This is a genomic window from Pseudoscardovia radai, from assembly GCF_002259605.1.
Classification (GTDB): domain Bacteria; phylum Actinomycetota; class Actinomycetes; order Actinomycetales; family Bifidobacteriaceae; genus Pseudoscardovia; species Pseudoscardovia radai.
Map to the genome: position 1 here is coordinate 178,791 of NZ_MWWR01000004.1, position 16,838 is coordinate 195,628.

Genomic DNA, 16,838 nt, shown 5'->3' on the forward strand with positions numbered 1-16,838 from the left:
GATGGGAACAACGCTGGCCGAGAAAGTATGGAACGACCATCTCGTCCGCAAGGGTGAGAACGGCGCGCCTGACCTTATCTTCATTGACCTGCAGCTCATGCACGAAGTCACGAGCCCGCAGGCCTTCGAAGGCCTGCGACTTGCCGGGCGCAAGCCGCGTCACGTGGAGCTGACGCTGGCAACGACCGACCACAACACCCCGACCGTCGACATCGACAAGCCGAACCCCGACCCCACGTCGGCCCTTCAGCTGAGCACGCTTGCGCAGAACTGCAAGGAATTCGGCGTGCGTCTCCACGCGCTCGGCGATCCCGACCAGGGCATCGTGCACCAGGTGGGCCCGCAGCTCGGCCTCAGCCAGCCGGGCATGACCATCGTGTGCGGCGACTCCCACACCTCCACGCACGGCGCGTTCGGCGCGCTCGCCTTCGGCATCGGCACGTCCGAGGTGGAGCATGTGCTCGCCACGCAGACGCTGTCGCTCAAGCCGTTCAAGACGATGGCCGTGAATGTCGACGGCGAGCTGCCGCCGGACGTGACCGCGAAGGACATCATCCTCGCCATCATCGCCAAGATCGGAACGGGCGGCGGCCAGGGCCACGTCATCGAATACCGCGGCTCCGCCATCCGCAAGCTCAGCATGGAAGCCCGCATGACGATCTGCAATATGTCGATCGAGGCGGGTGCCCGCGCTGGCATGATCGCGCCCGACGAGGTGACCTTCGAGTACCTCAAGGGCCGTCCGCACGCTCCGGAAGGCGAGATGTGGGACAAGGCCGTGGAGTACTGGAAGACGCTGAAGAGCGACGATGACGCGGTGTTCGACAAGGAGGTCACGCTCGAGGCGGAGGACCTCAAGCCCTTCGTCACCTGGGGCACCAACCCCGGCCAGGGCGTGCCGATCGACTCCGTGGTGCCCGATCCCGAGTCCTTCACCGACGAGACGCAGCGTGCCGCCGCCAAGCGAGCCCTGCAGTACATGGACCTCAAGGCCGGCCAGCCGATCAAGTCGATTCCGGTCGACACCGTGTTCATCGGCTCCTGCACGAACGGCCGCATCGAGGACCTTCGCGCGGCCGCGGCCGTGATGAAGGGCCATCACAAGGCCGATTCCATCCACCGCGTGCTCGTGGTGCCCGCCAGCTCCCGCGTGCGCATCCAGGCGGAGAAGGAGGGCCTCGACAGGATCTTCAAGGACTTCGGCGCCGAATGGCGCAACGCCGGCTGCTCCATGTGCCTGGGCATGAACCCCGACAAGCTCGTGGCCGACGAGCGCTCCATCTCCACGTCGAACCGCAACTTCGAAGGCCGCCAGGGCAAGGGGTCGCGCACGCATCTCGCGTCGCCCGCCGTCGCCGCCGCGACCGCCATTCGCGGAACGATCAGCGAGCCCGCCGATCTGTGACGCGCGGTGCGTGCGGCAATCGTGAAGAGCGAATCGAAAATCGTGAATCGTGAGAATGTGAAGGAAAACCTATGGAAAAGCTGACCGTCGTAACAGGCACGGGAGTGCCGCTCCGCCGCTCGAACGTCGACACCGACCAGATCATCCCGGCCGTGTTCCTCAAGCGCGTGAAGAAGTCCGGCTTCGAGGACGCGCTGTTCTACGCGTGGCGCCGCGACCCGAACTTCGTGCTCAACCAGGACCCGTACAAGGACGGCAAGATTCTCGTGGCCGGGCCGGACTTCGGCATCGGCTCCTCGCGCGAGCACGCCGTGTGGGCGCTGCATGACTACGGCTTCCGCGTGGTGATCTCGTCGCGCTTCGCCGACATCTTCTACGGCAACACCGCCAAGAACGGCGTACTCGCGGCCATCATGCCGCAGGAGTCCGTGGAGCTGCTGTGGAAGCTGCTCGAAGAGGAGCCCGGCCGCCAGATGACCGTGAGCCTCGAGGACCGCACGGTGACCTGCGGCGACGTGACGCTGCCGTTCGAGGTCGACGATTACGTGCGCTGGCGCCTGATGAACGGTTATGACGACATCGATCTGACGCTGCAGCACGAGGACGACATCGTGGCGTACGAGAAGATGCGCGCCGAGAAGTTCCCGTTCAAGCCCAAGACGATCCCTGCCAAGCACCTGCCCGAGGTGCCGGTCGAGTCCGCCCGCCCCGTGCCCGAGACCCCTTGGGCCGGTCCGCTGTCCGACCGGAAGTAGGCGAAGTAGGCGGTTTAGCGCGCGTGCGTGCGTGTGAGCGGCGCGTGCGTGTGATCTGACGATTCGCAGCCCATCACATTCGTTCCCCGAACAATGTGATGGGCTGCGGACATTTTCGGCTGTTTTTCGGCCTTCAAATGGCATTTTTTGTCCGCAAGCCATCACATTGTTATGAATCGAACCCCGGATGGCGTTGGGCGGGTGTCTGGGCACCCACTTTAGACGATTTGGCGGTGGCTGCGACTCCGCCCGACCCGGGGTTATGAAGGGGTATAAGCAACGGCTAGGACGAAGGCCCTCGAAGATGAATCCGACCGGATATACTCGAAGTCATCAGGGGATAAATCAAAAAACACCGGACCACACGGTCGCACGCCAGCGGTCGCATCGGATTCCGTTTCGAAAGCACAAGCCACAAGCCGAAACGCCGAAAGCCGGCATTCGAGCCGACCGGCATCCCGTATGCCGGCAGCCCGAGCCGCCCGACGCCTCGAGGCCCAGGAACAGAGGGGGAGCCAAACCCCAAGGAGCCCGAACGCCGCACCGTTGCGCGCCACGCGCCCGGTCCGAACAACATCACTTCGCACGCAGGCGGATGCCGACGGCACGGGCCGAACGCCCGCACCCGACGCACCCCTGATCCGTCGCGCGGCGGATATGACAGAAAGGAGCCAGCATATGTCACGCTCAATGGGCATGTCGATGATCGACGCCGTTGACCTCTCCGCGAAAGGCGGGCAACGAATGCACATGTGTATGCGCGGCTCCATGATGATGGCGCCGCAGGCACTGTAAATCGTAAATCCTGCACAAGAACGCCGCACCAAGATCCAGCCCGCGTCGGATGCCGCTGCACGAGCCGCACGAATACGATTCACGACTCGCGAATCGTGCGAAGAAACTCTCTTTCCATCTATCTGCGCAGCACCGCACCCGATGCGCCGCCAGGACGGCGCGGCCAGGGAACAGACGGGCGGGATTCCTTCCCGCACCGCTTCCCGCGATTTTCCAGACGATTCCCGCAGCTTTCTCTTTCCATCGCTTGTTCCCGACGGGAATGCCCGCCGGGGGGGGAATCGTCAGCCACAAGCAAACCCACAACCCATCCCGTTCCCTCCGACCGGCGTCGCATGCCCGCGGCCCGGCCGTGGAACCCCATACCCAAAGGACGAACATTGACCACCGATGGCACCAACGACGGCTTCGAACGCGGCCGTTTCGAACGTCACTACACCGAGCGCCCGAACGTGACCGAATCCCGGCTGCGCCTGATCTGGGCGGCCCTGACCACCAAGCTTCCCGGCCGCACGCTGTCGATCGGCGCCGGCACCGGCGACGTGGAGGCGCAGCTGCGCGACAGGTTCGGCTTCTCGGTCGACCTCATCATCGAGCCGTCCGAGGCCCTGCTCCCCGCTTTGCGCGAGAAGGGCTTCGAAACCTGGGCCGGCATCGCCGAGGCATATCCGTACGAGCCCGAGTCGTTCGACACGATTTACTACAACGGCTCCAGCTTCGGATTCATCGACGACGAGAACCTCGTGCCGACGTTCACGAAGAACTACGAGGCCCTGCGCCCCGGCGGGCGTCTCATTCTGTCGGACGTGCCGAAGGAAAGCTCCCTGGGCATCGCGCTGCTGACGATTCTCAACAATCCGGGCATCGACCGCGAACCGTACCGGGACCTGCTCGAAGGCACGGCGTTCTTCGACCTCGTGGAGGGCGGCGAGCCCACGTACAAGCCGAACTGGCACGTGATCCCGTACTACATCGACATCCTCAGGAAGGTCGGTTTCACGGATCTCGAGTTCAAGCAGACCGTGCTGGCGAACACCACGTACCAGGATGACAGGCCCGAGGACCCGGTGCCCGGCTACGACAAGGGCAACTACGTGGCCATCATCGCCACGAAGAAGGCCTGATCCGCCCAAGCATCCGACCCATAGCGCAACCACACAAACCAAACCACACACCACCCATCGAAAGAAGGAACCACCATGTCCCGCTATCTCGTGTCCGAATCCGTCACCGAAGGCCATCCCGACAAGGTCGCCGACAAGATCTCCGACGCCATCGTCGACGCCTACCTCGCCAAGGACCCCGACTCCCGCGTCGCCGTCGAAACCGTGGTCAAGGAGGGCCTCGTCGCCCTCGAGGGCGAGATCTCCGCGCCCGTCACGCTGAACCACAGCGAGATCGCGCGCAACGCCATCGCGGAAATCGGCTACACCGACGCCGAATCCGGCATCGACCCGAACGGCGCCGGCATCATCAACAACGTGTGGCCGCGCGACTTCGACTCCAACGTCGGCAGCTGGGGCCAGGAGAACGCCGACAGCGAAGAGGAGAAGCAGCAGCTCTTCGACACCTTCGTTGGCGACCAGGGCCTCGTGGTCGGCTACGCCACCGACGAGACGTCCGAGTACCTCCCGCTGCCGTACGTGGCGGCAACCAAGCTCGCCGAGCGCCTCGCCTACGTGCGTAAGCACGGCATCATCCCCGAGCTGCGCCCGGACGGCAAAACCGAGACCATCGTGGAGTACACCGAGGATCTTTCGAAGCCGCTGAGCTTCAAGGCCGTGCTCATCTCCACGCAGCACAGCCCGGAGATCACCGTCGAAGAGGTGCGCCAGCGCGTCCATGACGAGGTGCTCGTGCCCGTGCTCGACCAGTTCGGCCTCGATTACTCGAACGCCACCATCGTGATCAACAAGACGCCGTTCGTCCATGGCGGCCCGCATTCCGACGCCGGCCTGACCGGTCGCAAGATCGTGGTCGACACCTACGGCAGCATCGGCTCGCACGGCGGCGGCGCCTTCTCCGGCAAGGACCCGCACAAGGCCGACCGCTCCGAGGCCTACGCGGCGCGCTGGGCCGCGAAGAACATCGTGGCCGCCGGCCTCGCCCGCCGCGTGCAGGTGACGCTCGGCTTCATCCTCGGCCAGGGCGCGCCGGCGTCCATCGACGTGGAGACCTACGGCACCGAATCCGTGCCGCGCCCGCTGATCCAGAAGGCCGTCGAAAGCGTCTTCGACTTCCGCCTGCTGTCGATTATCGAACAGCTCGACCTTGAGCGTCCGATCTACTACAAGACCGCGGCCTACGGCCACTTCGGCCGCAACGACCCGGACTTCACGTGGGAGCGTCTCGACAAGGTGCAGGCGCTGCGCGACGCGGTTCTCGAGGCCGCGCGCGAGGAAGGCGCCGAGGTGACGCTGCCCGCCGCGAAGGCCGCGGGCGCCCCGGTGGCCGAGGCGCAGCGCGTGGGCGCCACGGCCTGACACGATGCGCCCGCCGCGCGACGGGGATGCGCGCGGCGAGATGGCGCACGATGATGACGCTTCAGCACCAGACAGGACACGGAGAAGCAGAGAATGGCACGGAAAACAGACAACGATTCGCAGAACCTCGGAAGCACCGAACACACCGAGAACACTGACACCACGGCAACCCCGCAGACTCCGGCCGACGACGCCGGCCACATCATCGACGCGGCGAGTATCTTCGACACCACCGCCGACGATGCATCGGACGCCGGCGCAACGGCAGGCCGCCGCGTCTCGGCCAGAACCGCGCATACGCGCCGCCGCCTTATCGCGGCGCTTGTGGCGGCCCTCGTGGTCGTCGCCATCGTGGTGGCGGCGGACCTGCACCAGCGCTCCGTCAGCAAAGCCGCCGCGGAAGGCACCGTCGTCGTGACCGTCGGCATCACAGGCAGCGCCGACGAACCCATCTGGCAGGCGGTGCAGGAGGAACTCAACAGCGAGAACGCGGGCATCACCATCGAGACCAAGTCGTTCGAGGACGGCACCACCATGAACTCGCTGACCGCGTCGGGCGAGCTCGACATCAACGCCTTCCAGCATTACGCGTATTTCGAAGACAACATCGCCCAGAACAACCTGGACCTCACCGCGATCGGCGACACCTACATCATGCCGCTCAACCTGTATTCGGAGAAGTACACGAGCCCCGACCAGTTCAAGGCCGGGGACAAGGTGGCCATCCCGAGCGACCTGACGAACTCCGGCCGCGCGCTTAAGGTGCTCGACAGCGCCGGGCTCATCGTGCTCGACGACAACACCAAGGCGAGCCCGACCCTGCTCGACATCGCCTCGAACCCCAGCGGCATCGAAATCGTGCCGAATGATGCGCCGACCATCATCGGCCTCCTGCCCGATTATGCGGGCGGAATCACGAACACGAACCATGTGCAGGACGCGGGCTGGAGCGTGGACGACGCCATCTACCACGAGCCGGTCGATATCGACGACGCCAAGTACAAGCCGTATATCAACCTCATCTCGACGCGCACCGCCGACAAAGACAACCCCACGTACCAGCAGGTGGTGAAGGCGTACCATTCGCAGCGCGTGGCGCAGGCGATCCTTGACACCTACCAGAACGCGGTCGAGCCGGCGTTCGAGTACTGATGCGTGCTGACGAGTACTGAGCTCGCGGCGGAAGGCCCTGCGCTTCGTATAATGAGGCGCAGGGCATTTCCATGCCGCGGGCGGCAAGCACAAGCGAGGAGCTAGGAGCGAAGATGGCAGCAATGGACGCACCGTTCTATGACGTGAACCTGAGCTACGAAGACAATTACGCGAAGGGGCCGTTCGGTGCGTTCGCCGCGGCACTTGAAGGCCGGGCCGGCGCGGGCGCTGCGACTTCGGCCGCCGAAACCGCCGAAACCGCCGCAACCGCGGAAGCATCGTCGGAAACCTTCCTCGGCCTTCCCATCAACCTGCCCTTCGGCATTCCCGCGGGCCCCTTGCTCAATTCGCGCTTTACCGACGCCGCCTTCCTCATGGGTTTCGACATCGCCGTCTACAAAACCGTGCGCTCGCGTCCGTGGCCGTGCAACCAGTTCCCCAACGTGCTCTCGGTGCATCCGCGCGGCGCGTCCATCGACCCCGAGGGCAGCGAGAAGGACGAAGGCGTGCTGGCGGATTCGGATTATGGCACCGATCCGGGGCGCATTTCGATCTCCAACTCCTTCGGCGTGCCTTCGCAGGACCCGGATGTGTGGCAGCCCGACATGGCCGCCGCCGTGGCTCACGCCGGCGCCGGTCAGGTGCTTGTCGGCAGCTTCCAGGGCTCGCGCACGCCCGGCATGAGCGACGAGGCGTATATCGCCGATTGCGTGACCACCGCGCGACTGGTGCAGGAGACCGGCGCAAAGGTGATCGAAATGAACACAAGCTGCCCGAACGAGGGGCATAACCGCCTGCTGTGCCACGATCCGGCGCTCGTGGGGCGCATCTGCGACGCCGTGAAGAACGAGATCGGCGACACCCCGTTCATGATCAAGCTCGCGTACCTGCCGCAGGAGGAGCAGGTCGAGCAGATGGTGCGGAGCACCGCCGCGCATGGCACGGTGCAGGCGTTGTGCACGATCAACACGATTTCCTGCCGGCTTGTGGATGCGCAGGGCAACCAGGCGCTTCCGGGGGCCGGGCGCGACCGTTCCGGCGTGTGCGGTGCGGCGATCCGTGAGGCCGGGCTCACGATGGTGCGGCGCGTGGCCGGGGTGCGGGAGCGTCTGGGGGCGTCTTTCGACATCGTGGGCGTGGGTGGCGTGACGACGCCCGCCGATTACGCGGCCTATCGCGAGGCCGGTGCCGCCGCCGTCATGAGCGCTACCGGAGCGATGTGGAACCCGCGTCTCGCCCGGCACATTAAAGCCGCACGGGCCTGACCGCCACGCGGCGGGGCGCGGAACCACCCTGGCCTCGCGCTTTCATCGTGTTATTAAGCTCACAGCAATTCGTGCGGTTTTCACCGAACCGACGCATGGCGCATGGCAAACTAGTGTGAGCGATAACGTATACGGTGCGCGTCGTGCGTGCCGGTGCGCGGAGCGGACCCGAGAAGGGTTCTGAGACGCAAGTCCCCTGAGACGCAAGTTCCCAGACAAGCAAGAGTGATTGGACGAAGAGTGAGTGACATCAAGCCTGAAGACGATGTGCTTCGAGTGGTCGGCGGCAAGCCGCTGAGCGGACAGATCAAGGTCCGCGGCGCCAAGAACTTCGTGAGCAAGGCAATGGTCGCGGCATTGCTGGCGCCCGGCACGTCCGTGCTCAAGAATGTGCCGGAGATCCGCGACGTGCGCGTGGTCTCCGACTTGCTTCGCCTGCACGGCGTGAACGTCACCTTCGATGGCGATCGCGGCATCGTCACCATCGATGCCTCGCACGTCGACCTGGCCGACGTGGCCGACGTCGACACCCTCGCCGGCTCCTCGCGCATTCCGATTCTGTTCTCCGGCCCGCTGCTGCACCGTCTGGGCGAGGCGTTCATTCCGTCGCTCGGCGGCTGCCGCATCGGCGACCGGCCCATCGACTTCCACCTGGAGACTCTGCGTCGCCTCGGCGCCACCGTCAACAAGGAGCATGCCGACGGCATCCACATCACCGCCCCCGACGGCCTGCACGGTGCAAAGATCCACCTGCCGTACCCCTCGGTCGGCGCCACCGAGCAGACCCTGCTCGCCGCGGTGCTCGCCGATGGCAAAACCGAGCTTTCCGGCGCCGCCATCGAGCCCGAGATCATGGACCTCATCTGCGTGCTGCAGAAGATGGGCGCCATCATCTCCGTAGACGTCGACCGCACCATCCGCATCGAGGGCGTGGAGAAGCTCAAGGGTTACGAGCACACGGCCCTGACCGACCGCATCGAGGCCGCGAGCTGGGCGTCCGCCGCCCTTGCCACGCGCGGCGACATCTTCGTCAAGGGCGCCACGCAGCCGGAGATGATGACCTTCCTCAACGTCTTCCGCAAGATCGGCGGCGAATTCGAGGTGCGTGACGACGGCATCCGCTTCTGGCACCCGGGCGGGGACCTTAAGCCCGTGGCCATCGAAACCGACGTGCATCCCGGCTTCATGACGGACTGGCAGCAGCCGCTCGTCGTGGCGCTGACGCAGGCCAACGGCCTGAGCATCGTGCACGAAACCGTGTACGAGAACCGCTTCGGCTTCACCAAGCCCCTCGTGCAGATGGGCGCCACCATCCAGCTGTACCGCGAATGCCTCGGCTCCCTGCCCTGCCGCTTCCAACAGCGCAACTTCGAACATTCCGCGGTGATCTTCGGACCCACGCCACTCACGGGCCAGGACATCGACGTGCCCGACCTGCGCGGCGGCTTCAGCCACCTCATCGCGGCGCTCGCGGCGTCCGGCCCCTCCACGGTGCACGGCATCTCCCTCATCGACCGTGGCTACGCCGACTTCCGCGGCAAGCTCCGTGCCCTCGGCGCGGAGATCGAGTAGCGTCTGCGGCGGGCATCGGGCCTCGGGCATCGGTTTTCGAGACGATATAAAACGATACGAGAAGAGGGCGGCGGACTTCGGTCCGCCGCCCTCGTGTTTGCGATTGCTTGGAATATCATGCCTGGGATGCCCTGCTGTTCGGGGCATCCTGCGGATTGTGGCGCACATCGTGTTTTGGAATCGTGCACAAAACCGCATTCCCGGCCGCATGGCACAATAGGGGGCATGGCATCCAAAGGAAAACCGTCGCCGCGCTCCAGCGTGACGCCGCTGAGCCGCGAGCAGGTCGAGCGCCTGGGGCGCGAGCACCATCTGGTCAATCCGTGCACGAAGCACCCGTGCGGGCCCAGGAAAGACAACGATGCGGAGATCCAGGCGCAGAACCCGCGCCAGACCGCCATGCTGCGCGACCTCGTCAAATGCGACCTGCGCTCGCATTCGCGCAACTATTCGTGGGGCCTCGAGAACGTGCCGGAAACCGGCCCCTTCATCACCGCATGCACGCATATCACGCTGTATGACGTGTTCATCCCCATGATCGGCCTGTTCGACCAGGGCCGTCGTCCGCGCTTCATGGCCAAGGCCGAGATGGCGCACTGGCCCATCGTGGGCTGGGGCCTCAAAACCGTGGGAATGCAGCCGGTCAAGCGTCATTCGGGGCAGGCCAGGGCCATCGAGGAGGAATCCATCTCCATCATCACGTCCGGCCGGCCGCTCACCGTGTGGCCCGAGGGCACGCTGACGCGCGACCCGAAGAAATGGCCCATGACGTGCAAGAACGGCGCCGCGTACATAGCGCTCGAATCCAGCCGCCGCCTGGGCTACCAGGTGCCGCTGTTCCCGTGCGTCACGTGGGGCGCGGCGAGCATCAACCACCTGTTGCCGTGGCCGCGCAAGAACGTGGTGATGCATTACGGCGACCGGCTGGACTACGCCGATTTGCTCGAAGGCAGCGAAAACTGGGGCGAGGAGCCGCCGTCCGTGAACGTGGAGGTGCTCACCAACCGCATTCGCGCCGTGCTGGAGCGCGACGAGGCCGAGATTCGCGGCGAGGAGCCGCCTGCGGAGGGCGTGTGGGACTACCGCCTCATGCAGCGCGTGCCGCGAGAGTATTTCCCCACGACGCTCGAGGGCGTGGCACGACGCGACGAGCTCGAGGCGCGACTAAGGTCGACGGAAGACGATGGCCGCGATGCCGGCCGTGCGGCGGCACCTGCGGGTGACAGGACGCACGATGGCCGCGACAAGACGCGCGACAAGACGAAGGAGCGATGAGATGACGAATGTGACCGTGCTGGGTGCCGGAGCGTGGGGAACCGCGTTCGGCCAGGTGATGGCCGATGCGGGCAACGATGTGACGATGTGGGCCATCGAACCGGAAATCGTGGAGGGCATCAACCGCGACCACCGCAACGAAGTGCGTCTCCCCAGCGTCGACAGGCTTCCCGACGCCATGACCGCCACCGGCGACCGCGCGCAGGCCGTGGCGCACGCGAAGATCATCGTCGTCACCATCGCCGCGCAGTACGCGCGCACCGCGCTCGAGCAGTTCCGCGGCCTCGTGCCCGACGACGCCATCGTGGTGTCTTTGATGAAGGGCATAGAGCGCGGCACCAACAAGCGCATGGACGAGGTGGTGCGCGAGGCGCTCGAGCTGCCCGCCGACCGCTTCGCCTGCCTGTCCGGGCCGAACCTCTCGAAGCAGGTCGCCGCGCGCGAGCCCGCCGCGGCCGTCGTGGCCAGCGAAAACCCGGATGCCGCGCGCTTCGTGGCCGAAGCCGGCACCACGCCGTATTTCCACCTGTTCGTTTCCGCCGACGTGATCGGCGTGGAGATGTGCGGATCGCTGAAGAACGTCACCGCGCTCGCGGTCGGCATGGTGCGCGGCGCCGGATACGGCGAGAACACCGCCGCCATGGTGCAGACGCGCGGGCTGGCGGAGCTGCGTGCGCTCGGCCGCGCCGCCGGCGCCGCCGACGCCACCTTCTCCGGGCTCGCGGGCGTGGGCGACCTTATCGCCACCTGCGGCAGCACCCTGAGCCGTAACTTCACCTTTGGCGCGAACCTCGGCAAGGGTCTCACCGTGGATGAGGCCACGGCCGTCAGCAACGGCGTGGCCGAGGGCGTGCCCACCGTCGGGGCGGTGGTGGAGCTCGGGCGTCGCTACGGCGTCGCCACGCCGCTCGCCAGTGCCATGAGCCGCGTGCTGAGCGAGGGCATCTCCTGCGAGGAGATGCTCTCGGAGCTGTTTCCCGGCGGGGTGACGGCGGAGTAAACGGTGCGGGCGCGCGGCGGGGATATCGTGTTTCCGCCGCACGCCGCATGACGCGCCACGCGCACGCCGCCGCACGCCGCACCGCGCGGCGCGTTTCGTCATGGCGCGGACGATAATCGGAAGCGGCAACAAAACCTGATAACAATACGGCCATCTATCGAAGCGGGCGGCAGCCGGCGAATCGGAGGAAACACATGGCAAAGAAGCGAATCATGGTGCTGTACGGCGGCCGTGCCGACGAGCACTCCATCTCCTGCGTGTCCGTGGCGGGAGTGCTTAACGCGTGGAACAGCGAGAGGTTCGAGGCCATCCCGGTCGGCATCACCAAGGACGGCCACTGGGTCTACGGCGGCACCGACCCGCGCACGTTCAAACTGGACGGCGCGCATATGCCGACCGTCGAGATCACGCCTGAATCGCGCCCCGTCGTGCTCAACATCGGCCAGGGACGCGACGGCTTTCTCATTGGCGAGCACGAGGGCTTCTTCACTCCCGGCGCGAGCGAGAACCTCGAGTCACTCGGGCATATCGACGCGGTGTTCCCCGTGCTCCACGGACCATACGGCGAGGACGGCACCGTGCAGGGCCTTCTCGAGATGATGGGCGTTCCGTATGTGGGCTGCGGCGTGTTCGCGTCCGCCGGGTGCATGGACAAGCATTACACCAAGATCCTGCTGCAGGCGGCGGGCATCCCCGTGGCGCCCGGCATCACGTTCGACACGCGCCGCTATGACGCCGCCAGCGGTTTCCGCGCCGACGGAGAGGCGCTGCTCGAGGCCGTGCGCGAGGGCGGGCTCGAGTACCCGCTGTTCGTCAAGCCGTCGCGTGCCGGCAGCAGCTTCGGCGTGACCAAGGTGGAGGAGGAGTCCGCCGAGGCGCTCGCCGACGCGGTGTTCGAGGCGAGCCACCACGATTGGCGCGTGCTTATCGAGACCGGAATCGTGGCGCGCGAGATCGAGTGCGCCGTGTTCGCGCCGCGTTCGGGCGAGGCGCCGCGTCCCGCATGGCCCGGCGAGATCGTGCTCGACCATGCCGCCGAAGAGGACCAGTTCTACGATTTCGACAGCAAGTACACCGATTCCACGGCCTCGCACGTGGAGGTGCCGGCCAAGCTGCCCGAGGACGTGCTGCAGAAGGTGCGCGACGTGGCCGTGCGTGCGTTCACGGCGGTGGACGGCGCGGGCCTGAGCCGCGTGGATACGTTCGTCAGGCCCGACGGCGAGGTGATGGTCAACGAGATCAACACGATGCCCGGGTTCACGCCGATTTCCATGTATCCCAAGGCCTGGGAGGCCAGCGGCATCTCCTACCCGGCCCTGATCGAGCAGCTCATCGACGGCGTCCTCGATTAGCGCGGAGTTTGAGGGGGCGCCGGCGGCTGGCGGCTGGCGACCCCTTCTCCATAACGGGGGTACGGTTTCCGGGCAGTATCGGCCTCGAAAAGGGGCCGAAATTCCTCAATAATGTCCGCAAGCCGTACCCCTGTTGCGAACCAGGCCCCGATCGGCGTTCGGCGGGTGCGACGGCACCCGCTTTGGGTGGTTTGGCGGGGTTTGGGGTCCGTTTGGTGGTCGAAATGGGCTTGGGCGGGTGTCCGGGCACCCACTTTGGGCGGTTTGGGGGCTTGGGCAGACGATTTCTTGGTCGGGATGGCGTTGGGCGGGTGTGGTGGCACCCACTTTGGGCGGTTTGGCGGGGTTTGGGGCCCGTTTGGTGGTTGAAATGGGCTTGGGCGGGTGTCCGGGCACCCACTTTGGGGGTGGTGCGCCTCCTCCTGAACAATGTGATGGGTTTCGGACCGAATCGGGGGAAATCGGGCGGAAAAATCGTGGATTATGTCCGCAAGCCATCACATTGTTATGAGGCGCCGGCGCCATCGTTGTTAGGAACGGGCGCCGGCGCTTTCGCTGGCCTCGCTCGCGCTCTCGCCGCTCTCGCCACCCTCGTTGCTTTCGCCCGCATCGCCGCCGACGGAAGCGGCGCCGTCAACCACGAGGCAGTCCATTCCGGCGATCGCCCGCGCCGCGCGGTCCTGCACAACCGACGGCAGGAACTCGCGCCTGGCGAAAATCAGCGCCTTGCCCTCCGCGCCATACGGCGAGAATCCGGAAAACCGCACCACGCACGGATGCCCGTCGATGCGCATGTCGGCCGTCGCGCGCTCGATCGCGTCGGCGAGGCGACGGCCCTCCACCTCGAGGTCGCGGTCGCCGCGCACCGTGAACTCCACGGTGGCGACCGATTCGTTCACCTTCGTCATCTTCGTCAGGCCCGCGGTGTTGAGCACGGAGTTCGGGATCCAGAACTCGTTGCCGTCGCGCGAGACCACGATCGTGTTGCGCCACGTGAGGTCCTTGACGCGCCCTGTGTAGCCGCTCACGCTGATCATGTCGCCCGGCTGCACCACCTTGCCGACCATCAGCCCGAATCCGCCGATGATATTCGCGATGGTGTCTTTCAGGCCGAAGGACAGCGCGATGCCGCTGACGCCCAGAGCGGTGACCAGCGTGGTCGGTTCGATGCCGAACACCGGCTTGAGCACCACCAGCAGGAACGTGAACCAGATGAGGATGCGCGCGCAGTTCACGAAAATCGAGGCGCTGGGGATATTCGAGCGGTCGAGGGCCCTGCGCAACGCGGTTTTCGCCGTGCGCTCGATCAGCCATGTGACGATGAGCGCCACAACGAGGAAGATGATGCGGTTGAGGTTCGCGAGGAACCACTGCACCACGATGTTGCTGGTGGCGAAGTCGGAGAAGCTCTCGGAGAGGGTGGCGGTCGAGAGGGCGGCAGTTGGGATCGGAATCATGAGGCTTCCTGTGTCGGTGTTGTGTGTCGGCGGTGTTGTATGTCGGCGGGGTGGGCGCGCGGGCACGGGCCGGGGTGCGCGCGGGCGCGGCGCGCGGTGGCCGGTGGGCATGGGGATTCGTGGCGCTGGCAGGACCGCGCAATCGTGGATATTCCCCGAACCCATCCGTGGTCGTTGGATGTGACCATAATAGATTCGCCGGCTGAGCGATGCATGGACGTTCGGCAGGGGCGTGTCGATTTGCGTTTTTGCGATTGGCGCGGTATTTTTGTGACGTTGTGTGTTCGGGAAGACCCCTTGGGGTCCCTGGCACAATAGGCTTAGGTTAACAAGAGGAGTCCATCATGGCAGCTCGTTGCGCAGTGTGTGGCAAGGGTCCGCAGACCGGTTTCAGCGTTTCCCACTCGCACATCCGTAATAAGCGCCGCTTCCTGCCGAACCTTCAGACCGTTCGCACCGACGCCGCTGATGGCACCACCGTCAAGGTTCGCGTGTGCACGTCTTGCCTGAAGGCTGGCAAGATCCAGCGCGCCAAGGCGTGAAACGCCCATAAGGCTTAACGCTTTCGCCCCGGTTCGTCCGGGGCTTTTTTGTTTTTGCGCGAGGGAGGGGCTGGGGTGGGGGAAGGTTGGTTCATGGCGAGGATTGTTCGCCATGAGCCACGATTTTCCCGGTGTCAGGTCGTTTGGGGTCGGGAATGGTGGTTGGTGACGAGGATTGTTCGCCATGAGCCACGATTTTCCCTCGCCGGCCATCTTCGGCTACTCCGCGGCCGTTCGGTGTGAGTGTTCGTGTGCGGTGAAGGCCGTTGACCCTGGTCTGGGTGGGGTTTAGAGGGGTCGGGGCGGTTCAGTGTGAGTGTTTGTGTACGGTGAAGGACCTCGACCCCGGTCGGGCCGGGTCCTGGCCGGGTCGGGGGATGAGAACGTCGGGAAAATCGTGGAAAAGAAAACCTCCGCCGCGCACAACGCGACGGAGGTGACACAGCGGCCCGACGCCGACAGCCCCGAACCGGCCGCTCAGCGCCCGGAGCTACCGAACTCAGGCGCTCGCGACGGCGGGCATCGAGGCGCGGACGACGGTCACGGCCGGAGCCGCAACCGTCGTCGCGCGGCGCCGCACGATGGAATACCTGCCTGCGCCGGCATCCATGCGCCATCCCGCACGTGTGGCGATCGTTGCGAGTCCCAGGCCGATGAGCACACCGACGTAGCGCACGATCACGTCGACCAGATTCGCGGCGCCCAGTCCCAGCGCGAACTGCAGCACCTCGATACCCGCGATTGCGGCGAGGACCACGCCGTGCGCGGCGGGCGAGGAGGCGAGGCGGCGGCGGAAGAAGAAGCCCAGCGGCACGAAGGCCGCGAGATTCCACGCCCACACCGCCGAGGACGTTGCGAAATCGGTTGTGAGCTCGCTGAAGCCAAGGGTGATTGCGGGGATGGAGCGGTTCATGCCCACGAGGATGATTGCGAGCGCCGCGCAATACGCAGCGACCTGGCCGCGGGCGGCGCGGCGGCTCAGTCCTACGCCGATATGCGCCGCGTCGAAGGCGATAATCGCCGACGCGATTGCGGCGAGCGCGAGGTAGGCGATGGTGCCGTCGATGCGGGTGCCGAAGAACCAGGTCAGGCTCGCGGCGGCGGTTGTGCCAGACAGCGCGAGTGCCGCGCCCATGCTTGCGATGAAGGCGGCGATGCTGGCGACGATGCGGCGCGGGGTCATGCCCGGTTCGGTTTGTGTGTTCATGTTTCCTCGATTGGTGGTTGGGTGGTTACAAAGGTAGGCGCTCGGGGGACAATTCCGAGCGCCTATGAATTAAAGCGAAGGGCTATGCCTGGCTGATAGTTCCGCTGAATGTGATGTACATTCCGCTGAATTGCAGATAGAAATGAGTGCTCGGATTCATGTCAAAAGTGGTCATGGTATTAGTACCGGCGGGTACATCGAATTTCTTATAGAGAATGAAGAAAGAACGAGCTTGAACAGTAATCGTGTTATTGCTCAGGTTGTTAACCCAAACGCGGTATTTGTTGACCCCCTTGAATCGCCAATTGGTGTAAAGATCCTGGAAACCGTAAGTGGTACCGGAGAAATTGTACGCGCCACTCTTGTCTATCTCCCAAATGTTTGATGGACGTGTTGTGCCGCGAGTTTCTGGTTGCTCGGGACACTGTGTGCTGACACCGACATTCCCACCGCTGTCCGTAATTTCACTTGCCCGTGCTGTGTCCGGCATGCAGAAAGCTACTGTCATCATGAGAATGATGGTTGTCAACGCTGACAGCACTTCTCTTGTGCGCTTCATGTTGTTCTCTCTTTCTTTT

Annotated in this window: 13 protein-coding genes and 1 pseudogene; 11 read left to right on the forward strand and 3 right to left on the reverse strand. The window is 65.2% G+C overall.

Annotated elements, in window-relative coordinates:
• The first annotated feature begins 1 nt into the window (after position 1).
• The 10 genes and pseudogenes from leuC to PSRA_RS02835 all read left to right on the forward strand — a co-directional run bounded on the left by leuC (position 2) and on the right by PSRA_RS02835 (position 13,054).
• Positions 2-1,405, forward strand: a complete 1,404-nt coding sequence (gene leuC / locus PSRA_RS02790; RefSeq protein ID WP_094660384.1) for a 3-isopropylmalate dehydratase large subunit — start codon at positions 2-4, stop codon at positions 1,403-1,405.
• Positions 1,406-1,476: 71 nt separating this feature from the next.
• Positions 1,477-2,160 (forward strand): 3-isopropylmalate dehydratase small subunit, encoded by a 684-nt coding sequence (leuD, locus tag PSRA_RS02795; RefSeq protein WP_094660385.1) that lies wholly within the window; start codon positions 1,477-1,479, stop codon positions 2,158-2,160.
• A 1,175-nt stretch (positions 2,161-3,335) separates the two neighbouring features.
• Positions 3,336-4,079, forward strand: coding sequence for a class I SAM-dependent methyltransferase (locus tag PSRA_RS02800; RefSeq protein ID WP_158216299.1), 744 nt, complete (start codon positions 3,336-3,338; stop codon positions 4,077-4,079).
• A gap of 75 nt (positions 4,080-4,154) precedes the next feature.
• Positions 4,155-5,438 carry a methionine adenosyltransferase gene (gene metK / locus PSRA_RS02805; protein ID WP_094660387.1) on the forward strand — a complete coding sequence of 428 codons (1,284 nt, stop codon included), beginning with the start codon at positions 4,155-4,157 and terminating at the stop codon, positions 5,436-5,438.
• A 93-nt stretch (positions 5,439-5,531) separates the two neighbouring features.
• Entirely contained in the window at positions 5,532-6,590 is a 1,059-nt protein-coding gene (locus PSRA_RS02810) for a MetQ/NlpA family ABC transporter substrate-binding protein (protein WP_094660388.1), read from the forward strand.
• 113 nt (positions 6,591-6,703) lie between these two features.
• Positions 6,704-7,855, forward strand: coding sequence for a tRNA-dihydrouridine synthase (locus PSRA_RS02815; protein WP_094660389.1), 1,152 nt, complete (start codon positions 6,704-6,706; stop codon positions 7,853-7,855).
• A gap of 249 nt (positions 7,856-8,104) precedes the next feature.
• Positions 8,105-9,427: a UDP-N-acetylglucosamine 1-carboxyvinyltransferase gene (murA, locus tag PSRA_RS02820; RefSeq protein WP_412155690.1), complete on the forward strand. Its 1,323-nt coding sequence runs from the start codon at positions 8,105-8,107 to the stop codon at positions 9,425-9,427.
• Between the two features lie 225 nt (positions 9,428-9,652).
• A pseudogene (locus tag PSRA_RS02825) lies at positions 9,653-10,528 on the forward strand (lysophospholipid acyltransferase family protein); the annotation flags it as partial.
• A gap of 175 nt (positions 10,529-10,703) precedes the next feature.
• Complete coding sequence (locus PSRA_RS02830) at positions 10,704-11,702, forward strand: NAD(P)H-dependent glycerol-3-phosphate dehydrogenase (protein WP_094660392.1); 999 nt, start codon at positions 10,704-10,706, stop codon at positions 11,700-11,702.
• A gap of 194 nt (positions 11,703-11,896) precedes the next feature.
• Positions 11,897-13,054: a D-alanine--D-alanine ligase family protein gene (locus PSRA_RS02835; RefSeq protein ID WP_094660393.1), complete on the forward strand. Its 1,158-nt coding sequence runs from the start codon at positions 11,897-11,899 to the stop codon at positions 13,052-13,054.
• A 530-nt stretch (positions 13,055-13,584) separates the two neighbouring features.
• On the opposite strand, the gene PSRA_RS02840 is transcribed toward PSRA_RS02835, so the two are convergent.
• On the reverse strand, positions 13,585-14,511 hold the full coding sequence (locus PSRA_RS02840; protein WP_094660394.1) for a mechanosensitive ion channel family protein: 927 nt from the start codon (positions 14,509-14,511) through the stop codon (positions 13,585-13,587).
• Positions 14,512-14,855: 344 nt separating this feature from the next.
• Between PSRA_RS02840 and rpmB the strand changes: the two genes are divergently transcribed.
• The gene (gene rpmB / locus PSRA_RS02845; RefSeq protein ID WP_094660395.1) at positions 14,856-15,053 is read left to right on the forward strand and encodes a 50S ribosomal protein L28; all 198 of its coding nucleotides are present in this window, start codon (positions 14,856-14,858) and stop codon (positions 15,051-15,053) included.
• 499 nt (positions 15,054-15,552) lie between these two features.
• Here the strand turns inward: rpmB and PSRA_RS02850 are convergent, their stop codons facing one another.
• Complete coding sequence (locus PSRA_RS02850; protein ID WP_094660396.1) at positions 15,553-16,260, reverse strand: VanZ family protein; 708 nt, start codon at positions 16,258-16,260, stop codon at positions 15,553-15,555.
• Positions 16,261-16,342: 82 nt separating this feature from the next.
• The gene (locus PSRA_RS02855) at positions 16,343-16,819 is read right to left on the reverse strand and encodes a hypothetical protein (RefSeq protein ID WP_094660397.1); all 477 of its coding nucleotides are present in this window, start codon (positions 16,817-16,819) and stop codon (positions 16,343-16,345) included.
• Positions 16,820-16,838: the final 19 nt, after the last annotated feature.

What these genes read in the sequence shown, in the direction of transcription:
- leuC (WP_094660384.1), top strand. Translation starts at nt 2, where the DNA reads ATGGGAACAACGCTGGCCGAGAAAGTATGGAACGACCATCTCGTCCGC.
- leuD (WP_094660385.1), top strand. Translation starts at nt 1,477, where the DNA reads ATGGAAAAGCTGACCGTCGTAACAGGCACGGGAGTGCCGCTCCGCCGC.
- metK (WP_094660387.1), top strand. Translation starts at nt 4,155, where the DNA reads ATGTCCCGCTATCTCGTGTCCGAATCCGTCACCGAAGGCCATCCCGAC.
- PSRA_RS02810 (WP_094660388.1), top strand. Translation starts at nt 5,532, where the DNA reads ATGGCACGGAAAACAGACAACGATTCGCAGAACCTCGGAAGCACCGAA.
- PSRA_RS02815 (WP_094660389.1), top strand. Translation starts at nt 6,704, where the DNA reads ATGGCAGCAATGGACGCACCGTTCTATGACGTGAACCTGAGCTACGAA.
- PSRA_RS02830 (WP_094660392.1), top strand. Translation starts at nt 10,704, where the DNA reads ATGACGAATGTGACCGTGCTGGGTGCCGGAGCGTGGGGAACCGCGTTC.
- PSRA_RS02835 (WP_094660393.1), top strand. Translation starts at nt 11,897, where the DNA reads ATGGCAAAGAAGCGAATCATGGTGCTGTACGGCGGCCGTGCCGACGAG.
- PSRA_RS02840 (WP_094660394.1), bottom strand. Translation starts at nt 14,511, where the DNA reads ATGATTCCGATCCCAACTGCCGCCCTCTCGACCGCCACCCTCTCCGAG.
- rpmB (WP_094660395.1), top strand. Translation starts at nt 14,856, where the DNA reads ATGGCAGCTCGTTGCGCAGTGTGTGGCAAGGGTCCGCAGACCGGTTTC.
- PSRA_RS02850 (WP_094660396.1), bottom strand. Translation starts at nt 16,260, where the DNA reads ATGAACACACAAACCGAACCGGGCATGACCCCGCGCCGCATCGTCGCC.
- PSRA_RS02855 (WP_094660397.1), bottom strand. Translation starts at nt 16,819, where the DNA reads ATGAAGCGCACAAGAGAAGTGCTGTCAGCGTTGACAACCATCATTCTC.